Source organism: Pseudomonas syringae group sp. J248-6, from assembly GCF_032586995.1.
GTDB classification, from domain to species: domain Bacteria; phylum Pseudomonadota; class Gammaproteobacteria; order Pseudomonadales; family Pseudomonadaceae; genus Aquipseudomonas; species Aquipseudomonas amygdali.
In genome coordinates, this window is record NZ_JAWHOP010000002.1 from 260510 (window position 1) to 278108 (window position 17599).

The following is a 17599-nucleotide window of genomic DNA, read 5'->3' on the forward strand; positions in this document are numbered from 1 at the left end:
ACTGATCATGAATGAGAGTCAGAGGTTCATTCATGATCAGTTCGCCTGCAATGAATATCCTGCCGGCTGTTCTTCCAGCCGGTAGTTCTGTGTAAGCGTCCCGCAATAGCTCAACCGTGGTAGATAGACGCCGTTGCTGTTCAAGGCCGCTCGAATGGCAACGTTGTCGTCGCACATGGCCAGCCTGCGACCGCCAAGCAGCCCGATGGCTTGCCCGGAGCGCATGGCACCCATCGGTGTCCAGTCGGCGATGATCAACGCACCGTTGGGCACGACCTGTTCATAGGCGCGCACGAACTGCTCGGCAGAGCGGTCGCGCAGGTAAGGCACCATGAAATAACGGATATCGTCGCGGTAGGGCAGCTTCTCCTTATGCTCAGGAAAATGTATGACCCCGTTTGCGTAAAGTGAATACGCCAACAGAACCACTGTCGGCGAGGACAATACCGAGAGATTGAGCAAGGTGCTGCGTGTCACATTGTGTGGCAAAACCCGCCGCAGCTGAATCATGCCGATGATGCTCAGCATCGCCACGCCGGGTAGAAAAAAGGTGAAACGGTCGGTCACGTTATAGGAAATGGCAAAAACCAGATTCAACAGCGCCGCACTCCACAACAACCGCAGCCGACTCTCCTTGGGAAACAGCAGCAGCCCCGCCAACTGCGGCCCTATCAGTGACAGCAGCACCAGTATGGCTGCGTTCCTTTCCTCCAGGAGTTCGTCGAAACGCAACAGGCTGCCTTGCCACTCCGGCCCCGCAATGGTCGCGGACGCACCGGTCAGGTAACGTCGAGCAATATCCAGCAGGCCCAATCCGGTGTTCAGGTCATTGAACACCGCGACAGCCGCCGCTGCGAAGCCGAGCATGAAGCCGGGCAGGGTGATCAAAACGCGCGCTTTATACAGGTACAGCAGATACAGGTACAGCGGCAGCAGGACCACGAAGGTCAGTTGATGAGTCGAGGCCGCCATTCCAGTCAGCACGCCAATCATGAACAGCTTTTTCAGCGGCGTCAGACGGTTACTGTCATTGAACTGCAGCGTATAAGCCAGCAGTACGACCAGCGTGTGCAGCAGGTAAACCTCGGCTTTGGTCGACACCCAGAACACTCCGTGCGCCAATACCGTCGCTGCGCCAGCGAGTATGGCCTGACGTTGCCCGGCGCCGAGGCTTTGCGCCAGTCGATAGACGATCCATGCCAACGGCACGAGGAGTAACGAATTCAGCAGGCTGAGCGCGCGTGAGCCGAACAGTGTGAAGAATACCGAGTTGAGCAGTTGATAAAGCGGATGCTCCAGCGGTCCGAGCGACTGACTGAAATAATGGCCTTCGCGGGCGTTGGCCAGAAACATGCCATTGTCCATCCATTGCACCGGCCCGCTGGAGGCCAGAAAACTTGCGGCGATGGCGGCACCCAGCAGAAACAGGGGCATGGCAATCGAGGTGCGCGAATCGGGTGGCATTGAACAGCTCCTCCGTGAGGTGAACATAAGATGGCGGGTGCCTGTTTTACTGCCTCAAGGCTGACGCCCCGTTGGTGTTGCAGCGTTGAACCGGGAAAGCATCACGGCACCGATCGCCACCGCGAACCACAGGGTCGCCAGACGTATCAGCAGCGTGGCGGCAATCGCGTCAGCACCGGGCATGCCTTTGAACATCAGCAGCCCGACCATCACTGCTTCGGCACTGCCCAGGCCACCCGGCATGAAGCTCAACGCTCCGGCGAGCATTGCCAGTGCATAGGTGAACACGGCAAACGTCAGTGGGATCTGCGCGCCCATCCAGCCAAGCATCCAGTAAAACGCTAGTGCCTCGGCGCTCCAGGCAAGCAGACTGAGCAGGCTGGCGGTCAGCAACACTCTTCCGTGCAGGCATTGACAGGCGGCGAGCAGGATGTCGAACAGCTGCCGCCGCAGCCTGTGCAGTCGTGTGCTCTTCTCCGTCGGCAGCGCACCTCGCATGCGCTTCAGCAAATGACCCTGAGACAGCACCAGCAGCCCCGCCAGAACCAGCGCCAGGCCGATAAAAATCATGGGTTGCGCCTGCGGGTACCACGACAAACCGAACAGCGTCAGCAGCACGATGGCCAGCAGATCGGACAGGCGTTCGCTGAAAAATGCAGCAAAACTTTGTGGGTACGGTACGCCCAGCGGCCTCAGCAATACGCCACGCAGTGCTTCGCCGGCCTTGCCGGGCGTGGTTGTCAGGGCGAAGCCGGCCAGGTAGATCCGCAGGCTTTGCCGCCAGGAAAGCGGATGCCCCAGCACCTCAAGGTAAAGCTGCCAGCGTCCGAAGCGCAGCGCGTAGTTGATTGCCGACATCAGCAAGACCAAGCCAATGCCCTGCACCCCGACCTTGCCGGTTGCTGCGCTGACTGCCTGCCAGCCGCCCCACAGGGAAAATCCCAGATAGCCCAGTGCCGAGAAGACGACCGACAGCAGCACCGCCCGATAGCGCCAGCCTGACAGCAGCGGCATGTCGCTCAAAGGTCGAGCCTTTTGAATAATGGCTGTGGAATCGCGCGAATCACCCACATGATCCATGCCCAGAAGCCCGGCGCATAAAGGCTTGTAGACCGGCGTGCGATGCCCTTGACGATGCGCTCGGCAACAGCTGCCGGTTGCGCCACCAGCAAGGCAGGCAACGGCAGACCGTGGGTCATGGGCGTGTCGACAAAGCCTGGCTTGATGGTCACTACGTGTACGCCGAGCTTGAACATCCGCGCCTGCAACCCGTCGCAGAACGTCGAGACGGCAGCCTTGGCCGAGCCGTACAGGTAATTGGAAGGGCGTCCTCGATCACCTGCGACGGAGGAAAGCACCGCCAGCGTGCCGCAGCGCTGCACTTCGAAATGCCTGGCCAGCAGGGTCAGCAAGGCAATAACCGCTGCACCGTTGGTGATGAATTCCTGTATGGCCAGGCCTGCGTATTGTTCGCAGGCCTTCTGGTCGGGCAGGGTGCCGTGAGCCACCAGGACGATATCGATCTGCCCCAATGCAGCCAGACAGCCGGCCAGCATCGCCGGGTGCTCCGAAAAGTGCGTAACGTCCAGACGGTGTGTGTCGATACGTCCGGCACCGCGCGCCTTGAGATCGGCTGCATTGCTGTCGAGCTTCTCCATGTCGCGCGCCACCAGAAAAAAATCACAGCCCTGCGCGGCCCAGAGTCGGGCACAGGCGTGGGCGATGGCTGATGTCGCGCCGATGATCAGAATTTTTTTCATGGCATCACTCGTTTCCAGAAGCGGGACATCAAGGAGGGGTCACGCAGGGCTTCAAGTTGCTCCCAGGCTGGATAGGCCTGGCGGAAATCGCTCCCGGTCATGTGTGCATCTTTTGCCGGATATAGACGTCCACCCGCTTCACGGACAATGGCATCCAGGCGTGGGAACAGTGTTTCGGCCAGCTCGCGCGTCTGCGAAAAATCCAGTGCCAGCGAAGTACCCGGCATCGGGAAGGACAGCAGCCCCGGCGAAGCGATATCGCCGCAGCGCTTGAGTACCGCAAGGAATGAACCCCGGCCCGATGCAGCAATAGCATCGAGCAGCAGTTGCATGGCCTTGGGCGCGCAATGCTCGGGGATCACGCACTGGTATTGCTGAAACCCTTTGCGACCATAAAGACGATTCCAGTGCTGGATGCGATCCAGCGGGTAGAAGAACGCTTCGCACGCGCTGCGGTGGGCCTTGGCCTGTTGTGGATGGGCGTGCCAGTAGATCGAATTGAATGCACGCAAGGACAGATGGTTGACCAGTGAAAGCGGGGCAATGAACGGTATGCTCAGACGCTTGGGCGCATCGACCGTTAGCGACCCGTAACGAGCGTGGTCGCCGACGACGTACACGCCACGGCCGCTATTACTGCCTCGCGCCAGGCAATCAATCCAGGCCACGCTGTACTCGTGCTGCGCGTCCAGCTCGTGCGACAGGGTAAAAAATTCTGCCAGATTGGCGAAGCGCACCACCGTGCTGTTGATCTGACTGGTACGGATCGGCATCAATTGCAGCTCGACCCGACTGATAACGCCGGTCAAGCCCAGGCCGCCGATGCTGGCAGCGAAAAACAAAGGGTTTTCCACGGCCGAACAAACCATCGGCGGCTCGCCATGACGGATCAATTCGAAACGTATGACATGACAGCCGAAGGTGCCGCGCAGATGATGATTCTTGCCGTGCACATCGTTGGCAAGCGCGCCGCCTATCGTCACAAACTGCGTGCCCGGTGTGACCGGTAGAAACCAGCCGCGCGGGATTGCTGCCGCCAGCAGTTGTGACAGGGTCATGCCTGCTTCCAGTTGCACCACGCCGTTCTGCCAGTCTGCGGCAATGAAGCGATCCAGCTTGCGCATGTCCAGTACGTGACCACTGCTTGCCAGACAACTGTCGCCGTAGCTACGGCCGTTGCCGAACGGCAGGCTGGTGTGATGGTGCGCAAGTGTTTCTGAGATGTGCGCCGGCAAGCGATTTACCGCCTCACAGTCATGACCTTGCTGGGCAACCTGCGGGTAGCGCCCCCAGGAGTAGAGAGGCGCGCTCATGCGGCGATCCAGAACACCAGCAGGAACAGAAAACCGATCCCCTGGCTGATCCGGTCGCGGATTGCGAAAACTACCGGGTCCTCGTTCATCTGGCCGCGATGGGTGAGCATCCAGATCCGCGTGATCCAGAACAACAGCAACGGGCAGGCCAGCCAGATCACATGCGGATGCTGATACAGGGCAACCGTCGCGCCCTCATGGATGTAAAGCGCCAGGACCATTACCGCCAGATTGCCCGACGATGCACCCAGGGAGGCGATCATGTCCAGATCGCCCGGGTAGTAGCCGCGGCCGCGTGCCTTGACGGTCACATCGCACAGCCTCGCGTCGCGCAGTTCGGCATAGCGCTTGACCAGCGCGAGGCTGAGAAACAGAAACATTGAAAATGCCAGAATCCAGAACGTCAGCGGCAACTGAAACGCCGCTGCACCGGCCAGGATGCGCGTGGTGTAGAGCATCGCCAGAACAATGACGTCCACTGCCATGTGGCGCTTGAGGTAAAGCGAGTAGACCAGCGTCAGCAAGTAATAGGCAGCCAGCACCGCCGCAAATTGCCATGGCAACATGATTGCGGCCAGGGCGAAGGCTGCTGCGAGCAACAGCGGGATCACCAGCAGGCCGGACTCGATCGGCAACTGACCGCTGGCGAACGGGCGCTCGCGTTTGCTGCGATGGTGGCGGTCATCTGCCAGATCAAGCAGGTCATTGAGCAGGTAGACGCTTGATGCGCACAGCCCGAAACACAAAAATGCGAGCAATCCGTCGAGCAGCAATTGCATGCTCTGGACTTGGTGAGCGGCGAGCAGAGGCACAAAAAGCAGTGTGTTTTTCAGCCATTGGTGGAGGCGTAACGCCTTGCGCCACGCACTGCGTCGGGACGATGTGGATTTGATCACCTGTTCGACGTTTCCTTGTGCCCGCGCCGCGCGTTCCACACCTGCGAGCGGGCTGGCGACGATGGCCTTGCGTGAGACTTTCCAGATGCACAGGTCGTCCCGGGAATTACCGATGTAATCAAAACCGCCCTCACCATAATGGCTGACCAGCAAATCGCGTTTGCGATGGGCAGAAAGATTGGTTTTACCGTCCGAGGCCCAGACCTGATCAAACATTTGCAGGTGAGCTGCGATCTGGTTGGCAAGGGTTTCGTGAGAGGCCGTTGCCAGAATCACCCTGCGCCCGTGCTGCCGCTTGGCCTGGATATAAGCAATGACCGCAGCGTCGTAGGGCAGTAACGCAACGTCGATGTTGGTGCCCAGAGCCAGCCCTTGCTTTAGGAGCGCCTTGCCTTGTAACAGCCAGGTAAAAAGCCTGAATACCTGCAGTGGTCGGCCGCGGATAAAGGCCACCGCGGTTTCAAACAGCAAATCTGAACGCAGCAGCGTTCCATCGAGGTCGACAACCAGAGGTGTATCAACCTCAAGAGCTCTTCCTTGAGTGCCGGGCATGGACAGTTGCTCCTGTAAAAGTGAGCGCACTATGGAACAAAGCCGGACAATCGCCACATCAATAAAATTAAACGATATCCATCATTCAGCCGTGCCTGTGGCGTCAGAAAAATTAAGGGGCGGGCAACTATGACTGCATGAACGCTATTGATTCATTGATTGATCAACTCACGGAGTCTGGTGCGGAAACTGTAAAGTTAATGAGTCATTTCAAATAGCTGATTAACCCGGAGGACTCTATTCGCGCGTTGATACAAGGCGTTCGGCATAAGGTGGCAGAACGGGCGAGCCTGGACAAACATCGCGGTGACCACTTGTTCGGCATGGCGAGTCATAATGACGCCTTTGTTGACCGTCTGCCGGAGTCGTAATGACCCATCCCCTGTTGCGTGAGCTGATACCGTTGGTGTCCGACCTGTCCAGAGAACTGCCGGACGAAGAGCGTTATCGGCGTCTGCTGTGCTCGCTGCGCCACTGGTTGCCTTGCGACGCTACTGCACTGCTCAGGCTAGAGGGTGATGTGCTGATTCCGCTGGCGGTCGACGGCCTCAGTCCGGACACGCTCGGCCGTCGCTTCCGGGTCAGCGAGCATCCGCGCTTCGAGGCGTTGCTTGCGAGTGACGGGCCGCTGCGCTTTGCTGCCGATTGCGATTTACCGGACCCTTATGACGGGCTGGTCGACGGTCATGGTGCGCTGGAAGTGCATGATTGCCTGGGCTGCGTGCTGTCTGTTCAAGGGCGGCCCTGGGGGCTTATTACCCTGGATTCGCTGGACCCTTCCAGCTTTGGCAGCGTCGATCTGGATAACCTGCAGGCCTTTGCCAGTCTCGCAGCGGCAACGGTCATGGCGGGCGAGCGTATCAACCAGTTGGCGCGGGGCTTTGAAGATCAGCGTCAGTTGGCCGAGGTCTACAAGCGCGCTGCCGGTGGGCGAGCACCTCGCGAGCTGATTGGCCAGAGTGCGGTTCACCAGCGTATGCAGCAGGAGATTGAACTGGTCGGCAACAGCCCGCTGACGGTACTGGTCATGGGTGAAACCGGTGTCGGCAAGGAGTTGGTGGCCGAGTCCATCCATCTGCACTCGCCGCGGGCACACAAGCCGCTGATCAGCCTCAACTGCGCCGCGCTGCCTGAAATGCTGGTCGAGAGCGAATTGTTCGGGCATGTCAAAGGCGCTTTTTCCGGAGCGGTCAACGGGCGTAGCGGCAGGTTCGAGCTGGCGGATGGCGGCACGCTGTTCCTTGATGAGGTGGGTGAGCTGCCATTGTCGGTGCAGTCCAAGCTGTTGCGTGTGCTGCAAAGCGGTCAGTTGCAACGGGTCGGTTCTGATCAGGAACACCATGTGGATGTGCGCATCATCGCTGCCACCAATCGTGATCTGGCCGAGGAAGTGCGCTCCGGCCGGTTTCGGGCGGATCTCTATCATCGACTGAGCGTCTACCCGCTGCTCGTGCCAGCACTGCGCGAGCGCGGACGGGATGTGTTGCTGCTGGCCGGCTATTTTCTCGAGGAAAACCGTGTGCGCATGGGGCTGCGTGGGTTGCGCCTGAGCGCCGAGGCACAGCGGCTGCTACTCGCGCACCACTGGCCGGGTAACGTTCGTGAGCTGGAGCACCTGATCAGCCGGGCGGTGCTCAAGGCATTGTCTGCCCATCCGCAAAAGCCGCGCATCCTGACGGTCGAAGGGCCAGCGCTGGGTCTCGACGGCTCGGCGTCTGCCACGCCGCTACCCACGGCTGAAAAAGCCCTTTCAGCGGCTGTGCAGGGAGCAGGGCTGAAGGCGTCGGTGGATGCTTTTCAGCGTTCCTTGATTGTTGATTGTCTTGAACGACATCAAGGCCGTTGGGCAGAAGTGGCGCGCGATTTAGCGGTGGACAGAGCCAATCTCAATCGACTTGCCAGGCGCCTGGGTATTCGTTGATATATCCGAATGCGGATGTTCGTTGGTCGCCGACATTGAAAAAATAATGAATTTCTTTGCAGTGAATGCAGTCACCTATACTTCAAGCCACTGCTGAAAAAAGGATCAGGCTTTCAATGGCACTTCCAAAGCATTACCGCATTGATTATCTGCTGAACGGTTCGTTCAAGAGTTTTTATATACGCACCGAGAATATGGACAACGCTGAAGCATGGCACTGTGCAAGTGTCGACGCGGGCCTTGCGCGCATACCGAAATACCGTTTGGAGAAAGTCGCCAAAGTGTCCAAACCTTATGCTGAACACTTTGGTGTGACCAATGTGGAGTGGGCTCAGGCCTGAACCCCCTCCACGGTCAGGTCACTCAACGGTGGGCTATCTGCTCCAGCGCCAGATTGCGTGTACGTGGTCCGAACCGGCCAATGGTGATGATCACGATCAGCATGCTGCCAACAATGAACGCCAGTACGCCCGGTGTGCCGAAATGGTCGAGGAAAATCCCGATCAGCAGGCTGCTGAACACCGTTGACAGGCGGCTGAACGAGTAGCAAAAACCCACGGCACGTGCGCGGATGTTGGTCGGAAACAACTCACCCTGGTATGAGTGATAACTGAAGCTCAGCCATGCGTTGCAGAATGTGATCATGATTCCGCAGAAAATAAGGCCTGCTGCGCTGGTCTGGAAGGCAAACAGGCTGCCGAAGATCATTGCTCCCAACGCTGAGCCGACGATTTGCCATTTATTCTCGAAGCGGTTGGCAAATTTCACGAACAGTAAAGGGCCGAGCGGGTAGGCCAGCGTGATCACGAACGCATACCCCAGGCTGTGTGTAACACTCAGGCCCTGGCCAGAAAGCAGGGCGGGCAGCCAGTTGCCGAAGCCGAAGAAGCCAATCGCCTGGAAGATGTGAAATACGATCAGCATCAGTGCACGACGACGGTAAGGCGGTTGCCACATATCGGCGAAGCGGCCGTTGCCTGACAGCGCGACTTTCTCCGGTTCAGGTTCATCCAGCGGCTTGCCCTGGTCTTTGATACAACGTGCTTCAATTCCGTCCATGATCAGCTCGGCTTCGTCGAAACGCCCTTGCTGCGCCAGCCAGCGTGGTGATTCCGGCAGGGCTGAACGCAGCCACCAGACAAACAGCGCAAATACCGCGCCGCTAATCACCACCCAGCGCCATCCGGAAAAGCCGAAGGGTGCCTGAGGCACCAGCCACCACGACATCAGCGCCACGCTGGGAACTGACAGGAACTGGATGAAAAATGCGAAGGCGAACGCTGAGCTGCGTATACGTTTGGGCACCAGTTCCGATAGGTAGGTGTCGATGGTCACCAGCTCGACGCCCAGGCCGATGCCGACCACAAAGCGCATGCCTATCACGCCCAGGGCGGAGGTCTGCAGACCCATGATCACCGTGGCAATGGTGTACCAGATCAGCGCGAAGGTAAAAATTGCGCGGCGACCGTAACGGTCGGCAATCGGGCTGACCAGACTTGCACCGAAAAACAGGCCCAGAAAGGTCGCCGAGGCAAAGGCTGCCTGATCGGAAAAGCCGAACAGGCCCTGGCTTCCCGTGGCAAAGATCCCGTCGCGAATCAGACCGGGGCTGATGTAGGCCGTCTGAAACAGGTCGTAAAGCTCGAAAAAACCGGCGATAGACAGCAGGGCAACCAGTTTCCAGATAGTAGCAACCGCAGGCAGTCGATCAATGCGCGCCGAGATATACGCTGCCCGCAGCTGTTCGCTCTTGGGTGCACCTGTGCGAGGTGATGAGTTCATCGATGGCGATCCTGAGTTCTTGTAGAGGCCTGAATAGTACTCTTTACAATTTGTAATGAATGGTCTTTTAATGCGGTTAATGGACTCTAAAAGATTAATAATTGTTTAGTTGGTATGGTTTTTGAGTGTTTATACCGGTTTAGACAGGCTGTACGCCGTTGAGATAGCGTGTGATTAACCATGCAGCGCCAGCCTTGAAGACCAGCAAGCGTCAAAACAACAGGCATGAAGCCACCAAGCATGTATCAACATGTGTCGCAAAACCTTAGGATGAAGGTCTTGATTTTCTGCCTGTCGGGTTCCCGTGACGTACAAACTGCCCACCACTGCAACAGCCCCTTTCTGCCCCTCGGCGACCACTGACAGCGTGACCATCCCGCCGAATGCGTCCTTGCTGCGCAAGATGATGCTGTTCGTGGGACCCGGCCTGCTGGTTTCCATCGGTTACATGGACCCCGGCAACTGGGCGACGGCTATCGAGGCCGGGTCGCGCTTTGGCTATTCATTGTTGTTTGTGGTGGTGCTGGCCAGTCTGTCGGGAATGGTCTTGCAAAACCTCTGTTCCCGCCTTGGCATCGCCACCGGGCGTGATCTGGCGCAGCTGTCTGCTGCCCGCTACAGCCGTAATGTCGCCAAAGGCCAGTGGCTGCTGGCAGAGCTGTCGATTATCGCCACCGATCTGGCAGAGGTGCTGGGGGCGGCGTTGGCGTTTCATCTGTTGTTGGGCGTGTCGATCACCACCGGTGTAGCGCTGACCGCTTTCGATACCCTGATCGTGCTGGCCTTGCAGGGCGCCAATTTCCGGCGTCTGGAAGCTATCGTGCTGGGGTTGATTGCAACCATTGCCAGTTGTTTTGCCGTCGAGCTGTTTCTGATCAAGCCATTCTGGCCGGATGTGGTGGCGGGCCTGAAACCGAGCTGGGATGTACTGAGCAGCCAGGAGCCGCTGTATATCGCCATCGGTATTCTGGGTGCCACAGTCATGCCGCATAACCTTTATCTGCATTCGTCGGTGGTGCAGACCCGCGTCAATGGTGCTGATCTGGCCAGCAAAGCCACTGCCATTCGCTACGCCCGACTGGACACCATTGGTTCGCTGAGTCTCGCGTTGCTGATCAATGCGGCGATACTGATCCTCGCGGCTGCGGCGTTTCACAAGACCGGGCATACCGAAGTGGTCGAGATTCAGGACGCTTATCACTTGCTTGATCCATTGGTCGGCGGTGCCATTGCCAGTGTGCTGTTCGGCGTCGCCTTGCTGGCGGCAGGGCAGAGTTCGACGTTCACCGGGACCATCGCCGGGCAAGTGGTGCTCGAAGGCTTTCTGCAGGCCAAAATTCCCTGCTGGCAGCGCCGCTTGATTACTCGCGCACTGGCACTGATTCCGGCGCTGATCGGGGTGATCTGGCTGGGTGACAGTTCGGTCGGCAAGATGTTGGTGCTCAGCCAGGTGGTGCTGAGCCTGCAACTGCCGTTTGCGCTCTGGCCGCTGATTCGCTTTACCAGTGATCCGCAGCTGATGGGGCCGTTCGTCAACAGTCGACTGGTCAAGATTGCCGCCTGGGGCCTGTTCGGTCTGATCTCTGCCGCCAATCTGACGTTGCTGTGGTTCTGGGTGAGCTGAACTTGATCGCCGCAAGTCACTCTCAAACCTGACACCAATGTTCGCTGTCAGGGAGGCGGAAATGACCACAACCGATGAAAAGGGTGCAGTGTTCGAAACCGATTTGCCGGCCCGTCTGGACCGCTTGCCCTGGGGGCGGTTTCACACCTTGCTGGTTGTGGCGCTGGGTATCACCTGGTTGCTCGATGGCCTGGAAGTGACCCTTGCAGGCTCGGTGGCTGGTGCTCTGAAAGCCAGTCCTTCGCTCAACCTGACCAACAGTGACGTAGGCCTGGCGGGTGCCGCGTATATCGCCGGTGCCGTAATCGGCGCATTATTTTTTGGCTGGCTGGCGGACCGTCTCGGGCGTCGCAAACTGTTCTTCATCACCTTGCTGCTGTACGTCGGTGCCACGGCCGCCACGGCTTTTTCATTCAGTGTCTGGAGCTTCATGCTGTTTCGCTTTCTGACCGGTATGGGTATCGGTGGCGAGTACACCGCAATTAATTCGACCATTCAGGAATTTACCCCGGCGCGTTACCGGGGCTGGGTCGACCTGACCATCAATGGCACGTTCTGGCTGGGTGCTGCGCTGGGCGCGATTGGCTCGATTGTGTTGCTCGACCCGCAATGGGTAGGTGCCGAACTGGGCTGGCGCCTGTGTTTCGGGATTGGTGCGGTATTGGGCCTGCTGGTGCTGCTGATGCGTCTGTGGCTGCCGGAGAGCCCACGCTGGCTGTTGATTCACGGCCAGGCCGCGCAGGCGAAAAAGATCGTTGAGCAGATAGAGGCCGATCTTCAGCGCCAGGGCCATGTGCTGCCCGCGGTGCAGGGCAAACCCTTGCGCCTGCACGTGCGCGACCACACGCCATTGGGGGAGGTTGCCAGAACCTTGCTGGTGACGTTTCGCCAGCGTTCGCTGGTTGGCCTGACGCTGCTGACGGCCCAGGCTTTTTTCTACAATGCGATTTTCTTCACTTACGCGTTGGTCTTGACCGACTTCTATGGCGTGCCGTCCGAGCGCGTCGGTTGGTATGTGTTGCCGCTGGCGCTGGGTAATTTCTGCGGTCCGCTGCTGCTGGGCAGGTTGTTTGACGTGGTGGGGCGGCGGGTCATGATCAGCCTGACCTACGGTGTATCAGGCGTGCTGTTGGCGATCAGCGGCTATATGTTTGAGCAAGGTCTGCTGGACGTAACCCAGCAGGCCATTGCCTGGATGGTGATTTTCTTCTTTGCTTCGGCGGCGGCCAGCTCGGCCTACCTGACAGTGGCCGAAACCTTTCCGCTGGAAATCCGCGCATTGGCGATTGCGGTGTTCTACGCCTTCGGTACGGGGCTGGGCGGGATGATAGGCCCGACGTTGTTTGGTGAGTTGATAGAAACCGGCGAACGCAGCAATGTGCTGATCGGCTATCTGATCGGGGCAGGGTTGATGCTGTTCGCGGCGCTGGTGCAGTCGATATGGGGCGCAGCTGCCGAACGCAAGTCTCTGGAGGAAGTAGCGAGGCCGCTGTCGCAGGCTGGGGAAAGGTAGACGGTCAGTTACCGGAACACGCCACGAAGACCATCGACGGATGCGCGCAAGCCGAGGATCCGCTCATTGACCTCCTGCGCTTCGTGCGGGCGAGAAGTACGTTCCAGGTACAAAAGATGTCCGGCAAGATTGGCCGAGACGCGTTCAAGGTCGTCAGCGGTGCGCCTGACGTAGGCCTGGATGTCTTTCAGTTGTTCGACTTGCACGGATGGTTCCCCTATAGGTCGCATCCGAGCGCACTAAATGACTAAATGAATGGGGGCTGTGATGAACCCCCTCAATCGAATTATCGACCGCTACAGTAGCTTTCTTTAGCGTCGCAGGTAAATAAACAGCTAATAAATTTTTGCCCGCTGCCGCCCAGCCTAATCGTCTTCCTGATCGTCATGTTCCGAGTAGGAATCCAGCAACTCGGCCAATGCCAGGGTACGGTCCAGCCCGCTGCGGCTGGACATGATTTCGGCCACTGCCTGCGTGGCGGCAATTCTGGCAGCTTCGCGTTCGGCATCGGTGTTATTGGGCGTGGCGGCCTGCGCAGCCTCAATAATCGATTGCTCAAAGGTATTCATGGTGCTCGCTCGTGAAATTCAAGTGCCTGTGATACCGAGAATGACGGATTGTTTCAAGGCCGATCAATCACCTTCGTAAGGAAATTCTTCCAGGGTCTGCATCAGTGCGACACCCTGCGGCCCTTGAAGATTGTCCAGCACCCAGCAACTGCTGGCATTTTTAGTCAACAACAGACGAGTGGTCTGGCTGGTGACCGGCTGCTGCGGGGCGTCTTTGTAGCCCAGGTTGTAGGTCATCTCGACCACCGCCTGCTTGTCGGAGTTGGACACCAGCTTCCAGTCGATGGGCTTCTGCACATCGCCGTCCTGCGCGTCGGTCCAGGGGTTGGCGCTGACTGCGCACTGGTCACCGTTCTGGCAGGCCCAGTCCTTTTTCAGCAAGCCCAGCAAAGGCTTGGACAGGTAATCAGCCGAGCCTTTGCCACTGAGGTAGAAGTCCTGATGCTTTTCGTAGACCCAGCGCGCGGTATCGACCGGGGTCGCAGCAGGGCAGGCGGCCTGGGCCGTTGATGAAAGCAGGCAGGCGAAGGCAATGGCAACGGTTCTGGACATGGAGCAGGCTCGCAGAGAAGGTGGCAGTGATGTTACAGGCTGGCAACACTGCATTTGTAAGGCATGCGGGCAAAAAAGCAATGGTTTTAGGTGAAGCGGATGGCTGGAATAATATTTTGAGCAATTTCCTTCAATACGCTGTTCATTGCAGTCATTACCTTGAGCGGGTCATTTCTGATCATGTTCAAGGGGGTTTCCATGACTATGCTGATTTCCATGGCTGCGTTTGCACTGGCTTCGTCCATCACGCCGGGACCGGTCAACATTGTGGCGTTTAGTGCCGGTGCGCGCTATGGGGTCTGGCCGGGCATGCGCCACGTGCTGGGTGCAACGCTGGGCTTTACCCTATTGCTGCTGCTCATCGGTTTTGGCCTGTACGAAACCTTGCAGCAATGGCCATTTCTGACCCGAATCATTCAATGGTCCGGCGTGGCATTTCTGCTGTATATGGCGTTCCGGCTTGCAACCGGCAACGGTCAACTGAGCCTGGGCGATAAGGCAGTCGGTCCTTCGATGATACAAGGGGCGGTCATGCAATGGCTCAACCCCAAGGCATGGCTGGCATCGATAGCAGGCATGGGTGTTTTTGTTGTCAATGGCGAGGCCACGTTGATCTGGCAATTCGCAACCATCTATTGTGTGGTGTGTTACCTGTCACTGGGTTGCTGGGTCTTTGCCGGGAGTTTTCTGAGCAACTATTTGTGCAGCGCGGCAAGCGTACGTGTTTTCAACCGGATCATGGCGCTGTTATTGGCTGGCTGTGCGTTGTATCTGTTGATCTGACCCGTGCAATCACAACCGATACTGCCCCGGTGTCGCTGCCAGGTGTTTTTTAAACTCACGCTGAAAATGCGCTTGATCGGCAAAGCCGGTTTCCTGTGCAACGTCGGCAATCATCTTGCCGCTTTTCAACTGTGTTTGGGCGTGCTGAATACGGCGATTGAGCAAGTAGGCATGCGGCGTCAGGTGATATCGCTGCTCAAACGAGCGAATCAGGTATGACGCTGAGAGGTTGGCTGCAGCACAGATGTCGGCGAGTTTGATGGGCCGGGCAAAGTTGTCGTTGATGTACTCAGCGGCGCGCGTGACTCGGGGGGAGAGTTGGAGGAGCGGCGCTGGCGCAGCATCAAATGTCTCCAGCATCAGGGTGAAGAACGCTACCGCCGTGCAATGTTTTTGCAGCGTATCGGCTTTTGCGTCGGTCAGTGTCTGGTACAGCGCCGTCAATTTACCGAACAGTAGCGGATCGCTAGTGTGCGTATAGGGCAGGGGTTGAAAGCCGGATTCAGCGTTCAGCCCTATATCCTGCTGTATGTCGCCTAGCCAATGGCTGTCCACATAAAGCATCAGGTACGACCACGGCTGATTGTTGATCGGGTTGCAGGCATGCACATCTCCGGGGTTCATCAGGACCGCGGTGCCTGCCGTTACGCGCTGTGAGCTCTTTTCGTGCAAATAGGTGCTTTGCCCAGCGGTAATCGCGCCGATGGAAAAAGTCTCATGCGAATGCGGGGCATAGCAGACCAGCCGGCCATCTTCTACCGAGCGCGCCTCAATGAAAGGCAGACACTCATCGCGCCAGAAAAAGGGGGTTGCGGTCGAGTCGCTGGAGTGGATGGTGCTCATGCTGATATCCCGTCGGCAGAGCACCGAGGGTAGCTGAACTTATGTGCCAGCGCGATGCCGATGTGTCGCAGTGCGTTAAAAAGCACCGGCTAGTGCAAATGCTCTGCGTCGGCATGCGTATCGTGACGAGCTGCGTCACTCAGGCATGCTCACGCAGAGCGTAAAAAGCGAAGCGCGTAAGCCTTACTTCTTCACCGGCACGATATCCATGATGTTGCCGTTGACCTTCTGAAAGCGTACGTATTTATCATTGATCTTCACCCATTCGCTTTCCTTGGCTGGTGCTTCCAGGCCTTTGCTTTTCCAGTCTTTTACTTCCAGATCGCTGCGGCGATATTTTTCCGGTACGCGGGAACCGATTTCCAGTTCGTGCATATTGTCTTTGGATTCGGCTACTTTCGGGTCCGCCGTCTCTGCTGCGTGAGCGGGCAGGGTGACGGCGGAGAAGCAGCCGAGCAAGGTCATGCAGGCGATCAACGATTTGCTATTCATGTAAAGACTCCCAGTCTTTGGTATCAGGCGATGGCTTAATGCCTCGTAATAACTGGGACCCTCACGGTTGCAAATCATTCGATCGGGTTTGCCGCGCTTAGCCTTGCAGGGTCTTGGCGATGGTTGCAGAGAGCCTGGTGGTGGGGCGGCCGATCAGCGCACTCAACTGGTGACTGTCATCGAACAGCGCGCCTTTGGCTGCTGCCGCGTCGGAATCGGCCAGTAACTGCGCAACGAAGTCTGGCAAGCCTGCCTGGATCAGCGCGGCTTCGAATTCGGCTTGCGGCAGGTTGACGTAAGGCAGAGGCTGGCCGGCCTGCTTTGAAAGCTCGGCAGCGAACTCGGCAAGGGTGTAGGAATCGTCACCAGCCAGCTCGTACACGCGACCGCTCTGATCCTCGCCGGAGGTCAGCAGCACCGCCGCAGCTTCAGCGTAATCGAGGCGCGAAGCCGAACTGATGCGGCCCTCTTCGGCACAGCCCATGACCGCGCCATGGGCCAGTGCGCCTGGAATACCTGCGGTGTAGTTTTCGGTGTACCAGCCATTGCGCAGCAGGACATAAGGCAGCCCGCTGGCGCGCAGGTAGTCTTCGGTTTCGCGGTGCTCTCTGGCCAGGCCCAGTGCCGAGGCGTCTGCATGCAGAACACTGGTGTAAGCCAGCAGTTTGACCCCGACGCGTTTCGCCGCATCAATCACGGCCTTGTGCTGCGGCAGGCGCTGGCCCACTTCGCTGGAAGAAATCAGCAGCACCTTGTCTGCACCGGCAAACGCACTGTCCAGCGTCGACGGCTGCGAATAGTCGGCATGACGCACTTGAACGCCCTTTGCCGAGAGGTCACTGGCCTTTTCCGGGCTGCGGACTGCGGCAATGATCTGCCCGGCAGGTACACGAGTGAGCAGCTGTTCAATGACGATACGGCCAAGCTGGCCAGTGGCACCGGTGACAACGATCATGGAAGGATTCCTTGAATCAGGTTGAAAGGAAGCACCAGCATAGTCATGATGCTTACCTTTCGTAAGTACGTACAAAAAGGTAAGTGTCATGAGTGAATCTGCCTCGCATCCACAGTCTGAAACGGTCGAGTCCATGCTGGCCTTCGTTCGTCAGGGGCAGGTACTGGCCACCGACTGCCCTTCACGGGTAGTGCTCAACCATGTTTGCAGCCGTTGGGGCGTGCTGGTGCTGGTGGTTTTGCGCGGCGGCATGCATCGTTTCAGCGAGGTGCGGCGCAAAATTGGCGGGGTCAGCGAGAAAATGCTCGCGCAAACCCTGCAGCATCTGGAACAGGACGGCTTCGTCAGCCGCAAGTCACTGCCGGTGGTGCCGCCGCATGTTCAATACCGGCTGACCCCAATGGGCGAAGAAGTCGCCTTGCAGGTTGAAACACTCGCCACCTGGATCGAGACCAATCTGCCGCGCATCATGCAGGCCCGTGAGGCCGCGAACACGGTGCAGACCACGCTTGAATGAGCCGTTTCTGACAGATTTTTCATCCTGCGATTGTCGGCTCAATCGCCTGCAATCAGCCGCTTC

General features: G+C 58.2%; 18 protein-coding genes. 6 read left to right on the plus strand and 12 right to left on the minus strand.

The window, feature by feature from the left end; translation table 11 throughout:
• Positions 1-36: 36 nt before the first annotated feature.
• Genes RYC17_RS03260 through RYC17_RS03280 form a run of 5 tightly spaced genes read right to left on the minus strand, consistent with a single transcriptional unit; the run spans position 37 to position 5985 of the window.
• Positions 37-1464 carry a DUF2723 domain-containing protein gene (locus tag RYC17_RS03260; protein WP_316887100.1) on the minus strand — a complete coding sequence of 476 codons (1428 nt, stop codon included), beginning with the start codon at positions 1462-1464 and terminating at the stop codon, positions 37-39.
• 54 nt (positions 1465-1518) lie between these two features.
• Positions 1519-2487 (minus strand): YbhN family protein, encoded by a 969-nt coding sequence (locus RYC17_RS03265; RefSeq protein WP_122258191.1) that lies wholly within the window; start codon positions 2485-2487, stop codon positions 1519-1521.
• Positions 2484-3224: an SDR family oxidoreductase gene (locus tag RYC17_RS03270; protein WP_122258192.1), complete on the minus strand. Its 741-nt coding sequence runs from the start codon at positions 3222-3224 to the stop codon at positions 2484-2486. The genes RYC17_RS03265 and RYC17_RS03270 overlap by 4 nt, the downstream gene beginning before the upstream one ends.
• Positions 3221-4537: an FAD-binding oxidoreductase gene (locus tag RYC17_RS03275; RefSeq protein ID WP_316887099.1), complete on the minus strand. Its 1317-nt coding sequence runs from the start codon at positions 4535-4537 to the stop codon at positions 3221-3223. The genes RYC17_RS03270 and RYC17_RS03275 overlap by 4 nt, the downstream gene beginning before the upstream one ends.
• Positions 4534-5985, minus strand: a complete 1452-nt coding sequence (locus RYC17_RS03280) for a UbiA family prenyltransferase (protein ID WP_316887098.1) — start codon at positions 5983-5985, stop codon at positions 4534-4536. The genes RYC17_RS03275 and RYC17_RS03280 overlap by 4 nt, the downstream gene beginning before the upstream one ends.
• A gap of 370 nt (positions 5986-6355) precedes the next feature.
• Here RYC17_RS03280 and norR point away from each other — a divergent pair, with 370 nt between their 5' ends.
• Both norR and RYC17_RS03290 read left to right on the plus strand, forming a co-directional pair.
• Positions 6356-7906, plus strand: coding sequence for a nitric oxide reductase transcriptional regulator NorR (gene norR, locus RYC17_RS03285; protein WP_316887097.1), 1551 nt, complete (start codon positions 6356-6358; stop codon positions 7904-7906).
• 116 nt (positions 7907-8022) lie between these two features.
• Complete coding sequence (locus RYC17_RS03290; RefSeq protein WP_004658504.1) at positions 8023-8247, plus strand: DUF6555 family protein; 225 nt, start codon at positions 8023-8025, stop codon at positions 8245-8247.
• Positions 8248-8269: 22 nt separating this feature from the next.
• Here RYC17_RS03290 and RYC17_RS03295 read toward each other — a convergent pair whose 3' ends face one another.
• A complete protein-coding gene (locus tag RYC17_RS03295) occupies positions 8270-9688 on the minus strand; it encodes an MFS transporter (protein ID WP_316902529.1) in 1419 nt (472 codons plus the stop codon).
• A 316-nt stretch (positions 9689-10004) separates the two neighbouring features.
• Between RYC17_RS03295 and RYC17_RS03300 the strand changes: the two genes are divergently transcribed.
• Together RYC17_RS03300 and RYC17_RS03305 are read left to right on the plus strand one after the other, a co-directional pair.
• The gene (locus RYC17_RS03300; protein ID WP_161796148.1) at positions 10005-11312 is read left to right on the plus strand and encodes an Nramp family divalent metal transporter; all 1308 of its coding nucleotides are present in this window, start codon (positions 10005-10007) and stop codon (positions 11310-11312) included.
• Positions 11313-11373: 61 nt separating this feature from the next.
• A complete protein-coding gene (locus RYC17_RS03305) occupies positions 11374-12825 on the plus strand; it encodes an MFS transporter (protein WP_058401134.1) in 1452 nt (483 codons plus the stop codon).
• A gap of 8 nt (positions 12826-12833) precedes the next feature.
• Here RYC17_RS03305 and RYC17_RS03310 read toward each other — a convergent pair whose 3' ends face one another.
• From RYC17_RS03310 to RYC17_RS03320, 3 genes are all read right to left on the minus strand, one after another.
• Positions 12834-13031: a hypothetical protein gene (locus RYC17_RS03310; protein WP_058401135.1), complete on the minus strand. Its 198-nt coding sequence runs from the start codon at positions 13029-13031 to the stop codon at positions 12834-12836.
• A gap of 159 nt (positions 13032-13190) precedes the next feature.
• Complete coding sequence (locus RYC17_RS03315; RefSeq protein ID WP_002553810.1) at positions 13191-13394, minus strand: hypothetical protein; 204 nt, start codon at positions 13392-13394, stop codon at positions 13191-13193.
• Positions 13395-13457: 63 nt separating this feature from the next.
• Entirely contained in the window at positions 13458-13946 is a 489-nt protein-coding gene (locus RYC17_RS03320; protein WP_005733540.1) for a DUF3828 domain-containing protein, read from the minus strand.
• A gap of 198 nt (positions 13947-14144) precedes the next feature.
• Between RYC17_RS03320 and RYC17_RS03325 the strand changes: the two genes are divergently transcribed.
• On the plus strand, positions 14145-14729 hold the full coding sequence (locus tag RYC17_RS03325; RefSeq protein WP_316887095.1) for a LysE family translocator: 585 nt from the start codon (positions 14145-14147) through the stop codon (positions 14727-14729).
• 9 nt (positions 14730-14738) lie between these two features.
• Here the strand turns inward: RYC17_RS03325 and RYC17_RS03330 are convergent, their stop codons facing one another.
• From RYC17_RS03330 to RYC17_RS03340, 3 genes are all read right to left on the minus strand, one after another.
• Positions 14739-15572, minus strand: coding sequence for an AraC family transcriptional regulator (locus RYC17_RS03330; RefSeq protein WP_058401137.1), 834 nt, complete (start codon positions 15570-15572; stop codon positions 14739-14741).
• Between the two features lie 183 nt (positions 15573-15755).
• Positions 15756-16064: an RcnB family protein gene (locus RYC17_RS03335; RefSeq protein WP_057404684.1), complete on the minus strand. Its 309-nt coding sequence runs from the start codon at positions 16062-16064 to the stop codon at positions 15756-15758.
• Between the two features lie 97 nt (positions 16065-16161).
• Positions 16162-17019: an SDR family oxidoreductase gene (locus RYC17_RS03340; protein WP_058401138.1), complete on the minus strand. Its 858-nt coding sequence runs from the start codon at positions 17017-17019 to the stop codon at positions 16162-16164.
• Between the two features lie 88 nt (positions 17020-17107).
• Here RYC17_RS03340 and RYC17_RS03345 point away from each other — a divergent pair, with 88 nt between their 5' ends.
• Positions 17108-17536, plus strand: coding sequence for a winged helix-turn-helix transcriptional regulator (locus tag RYC17_RS03345; RefSeq protein WP_058401139.1), 429 nt, complete (start codon positions 17108-17110; stop codon positions 17534-17536).
• Positions 17537-17599 lie beyond the last annotated feature (63 nt).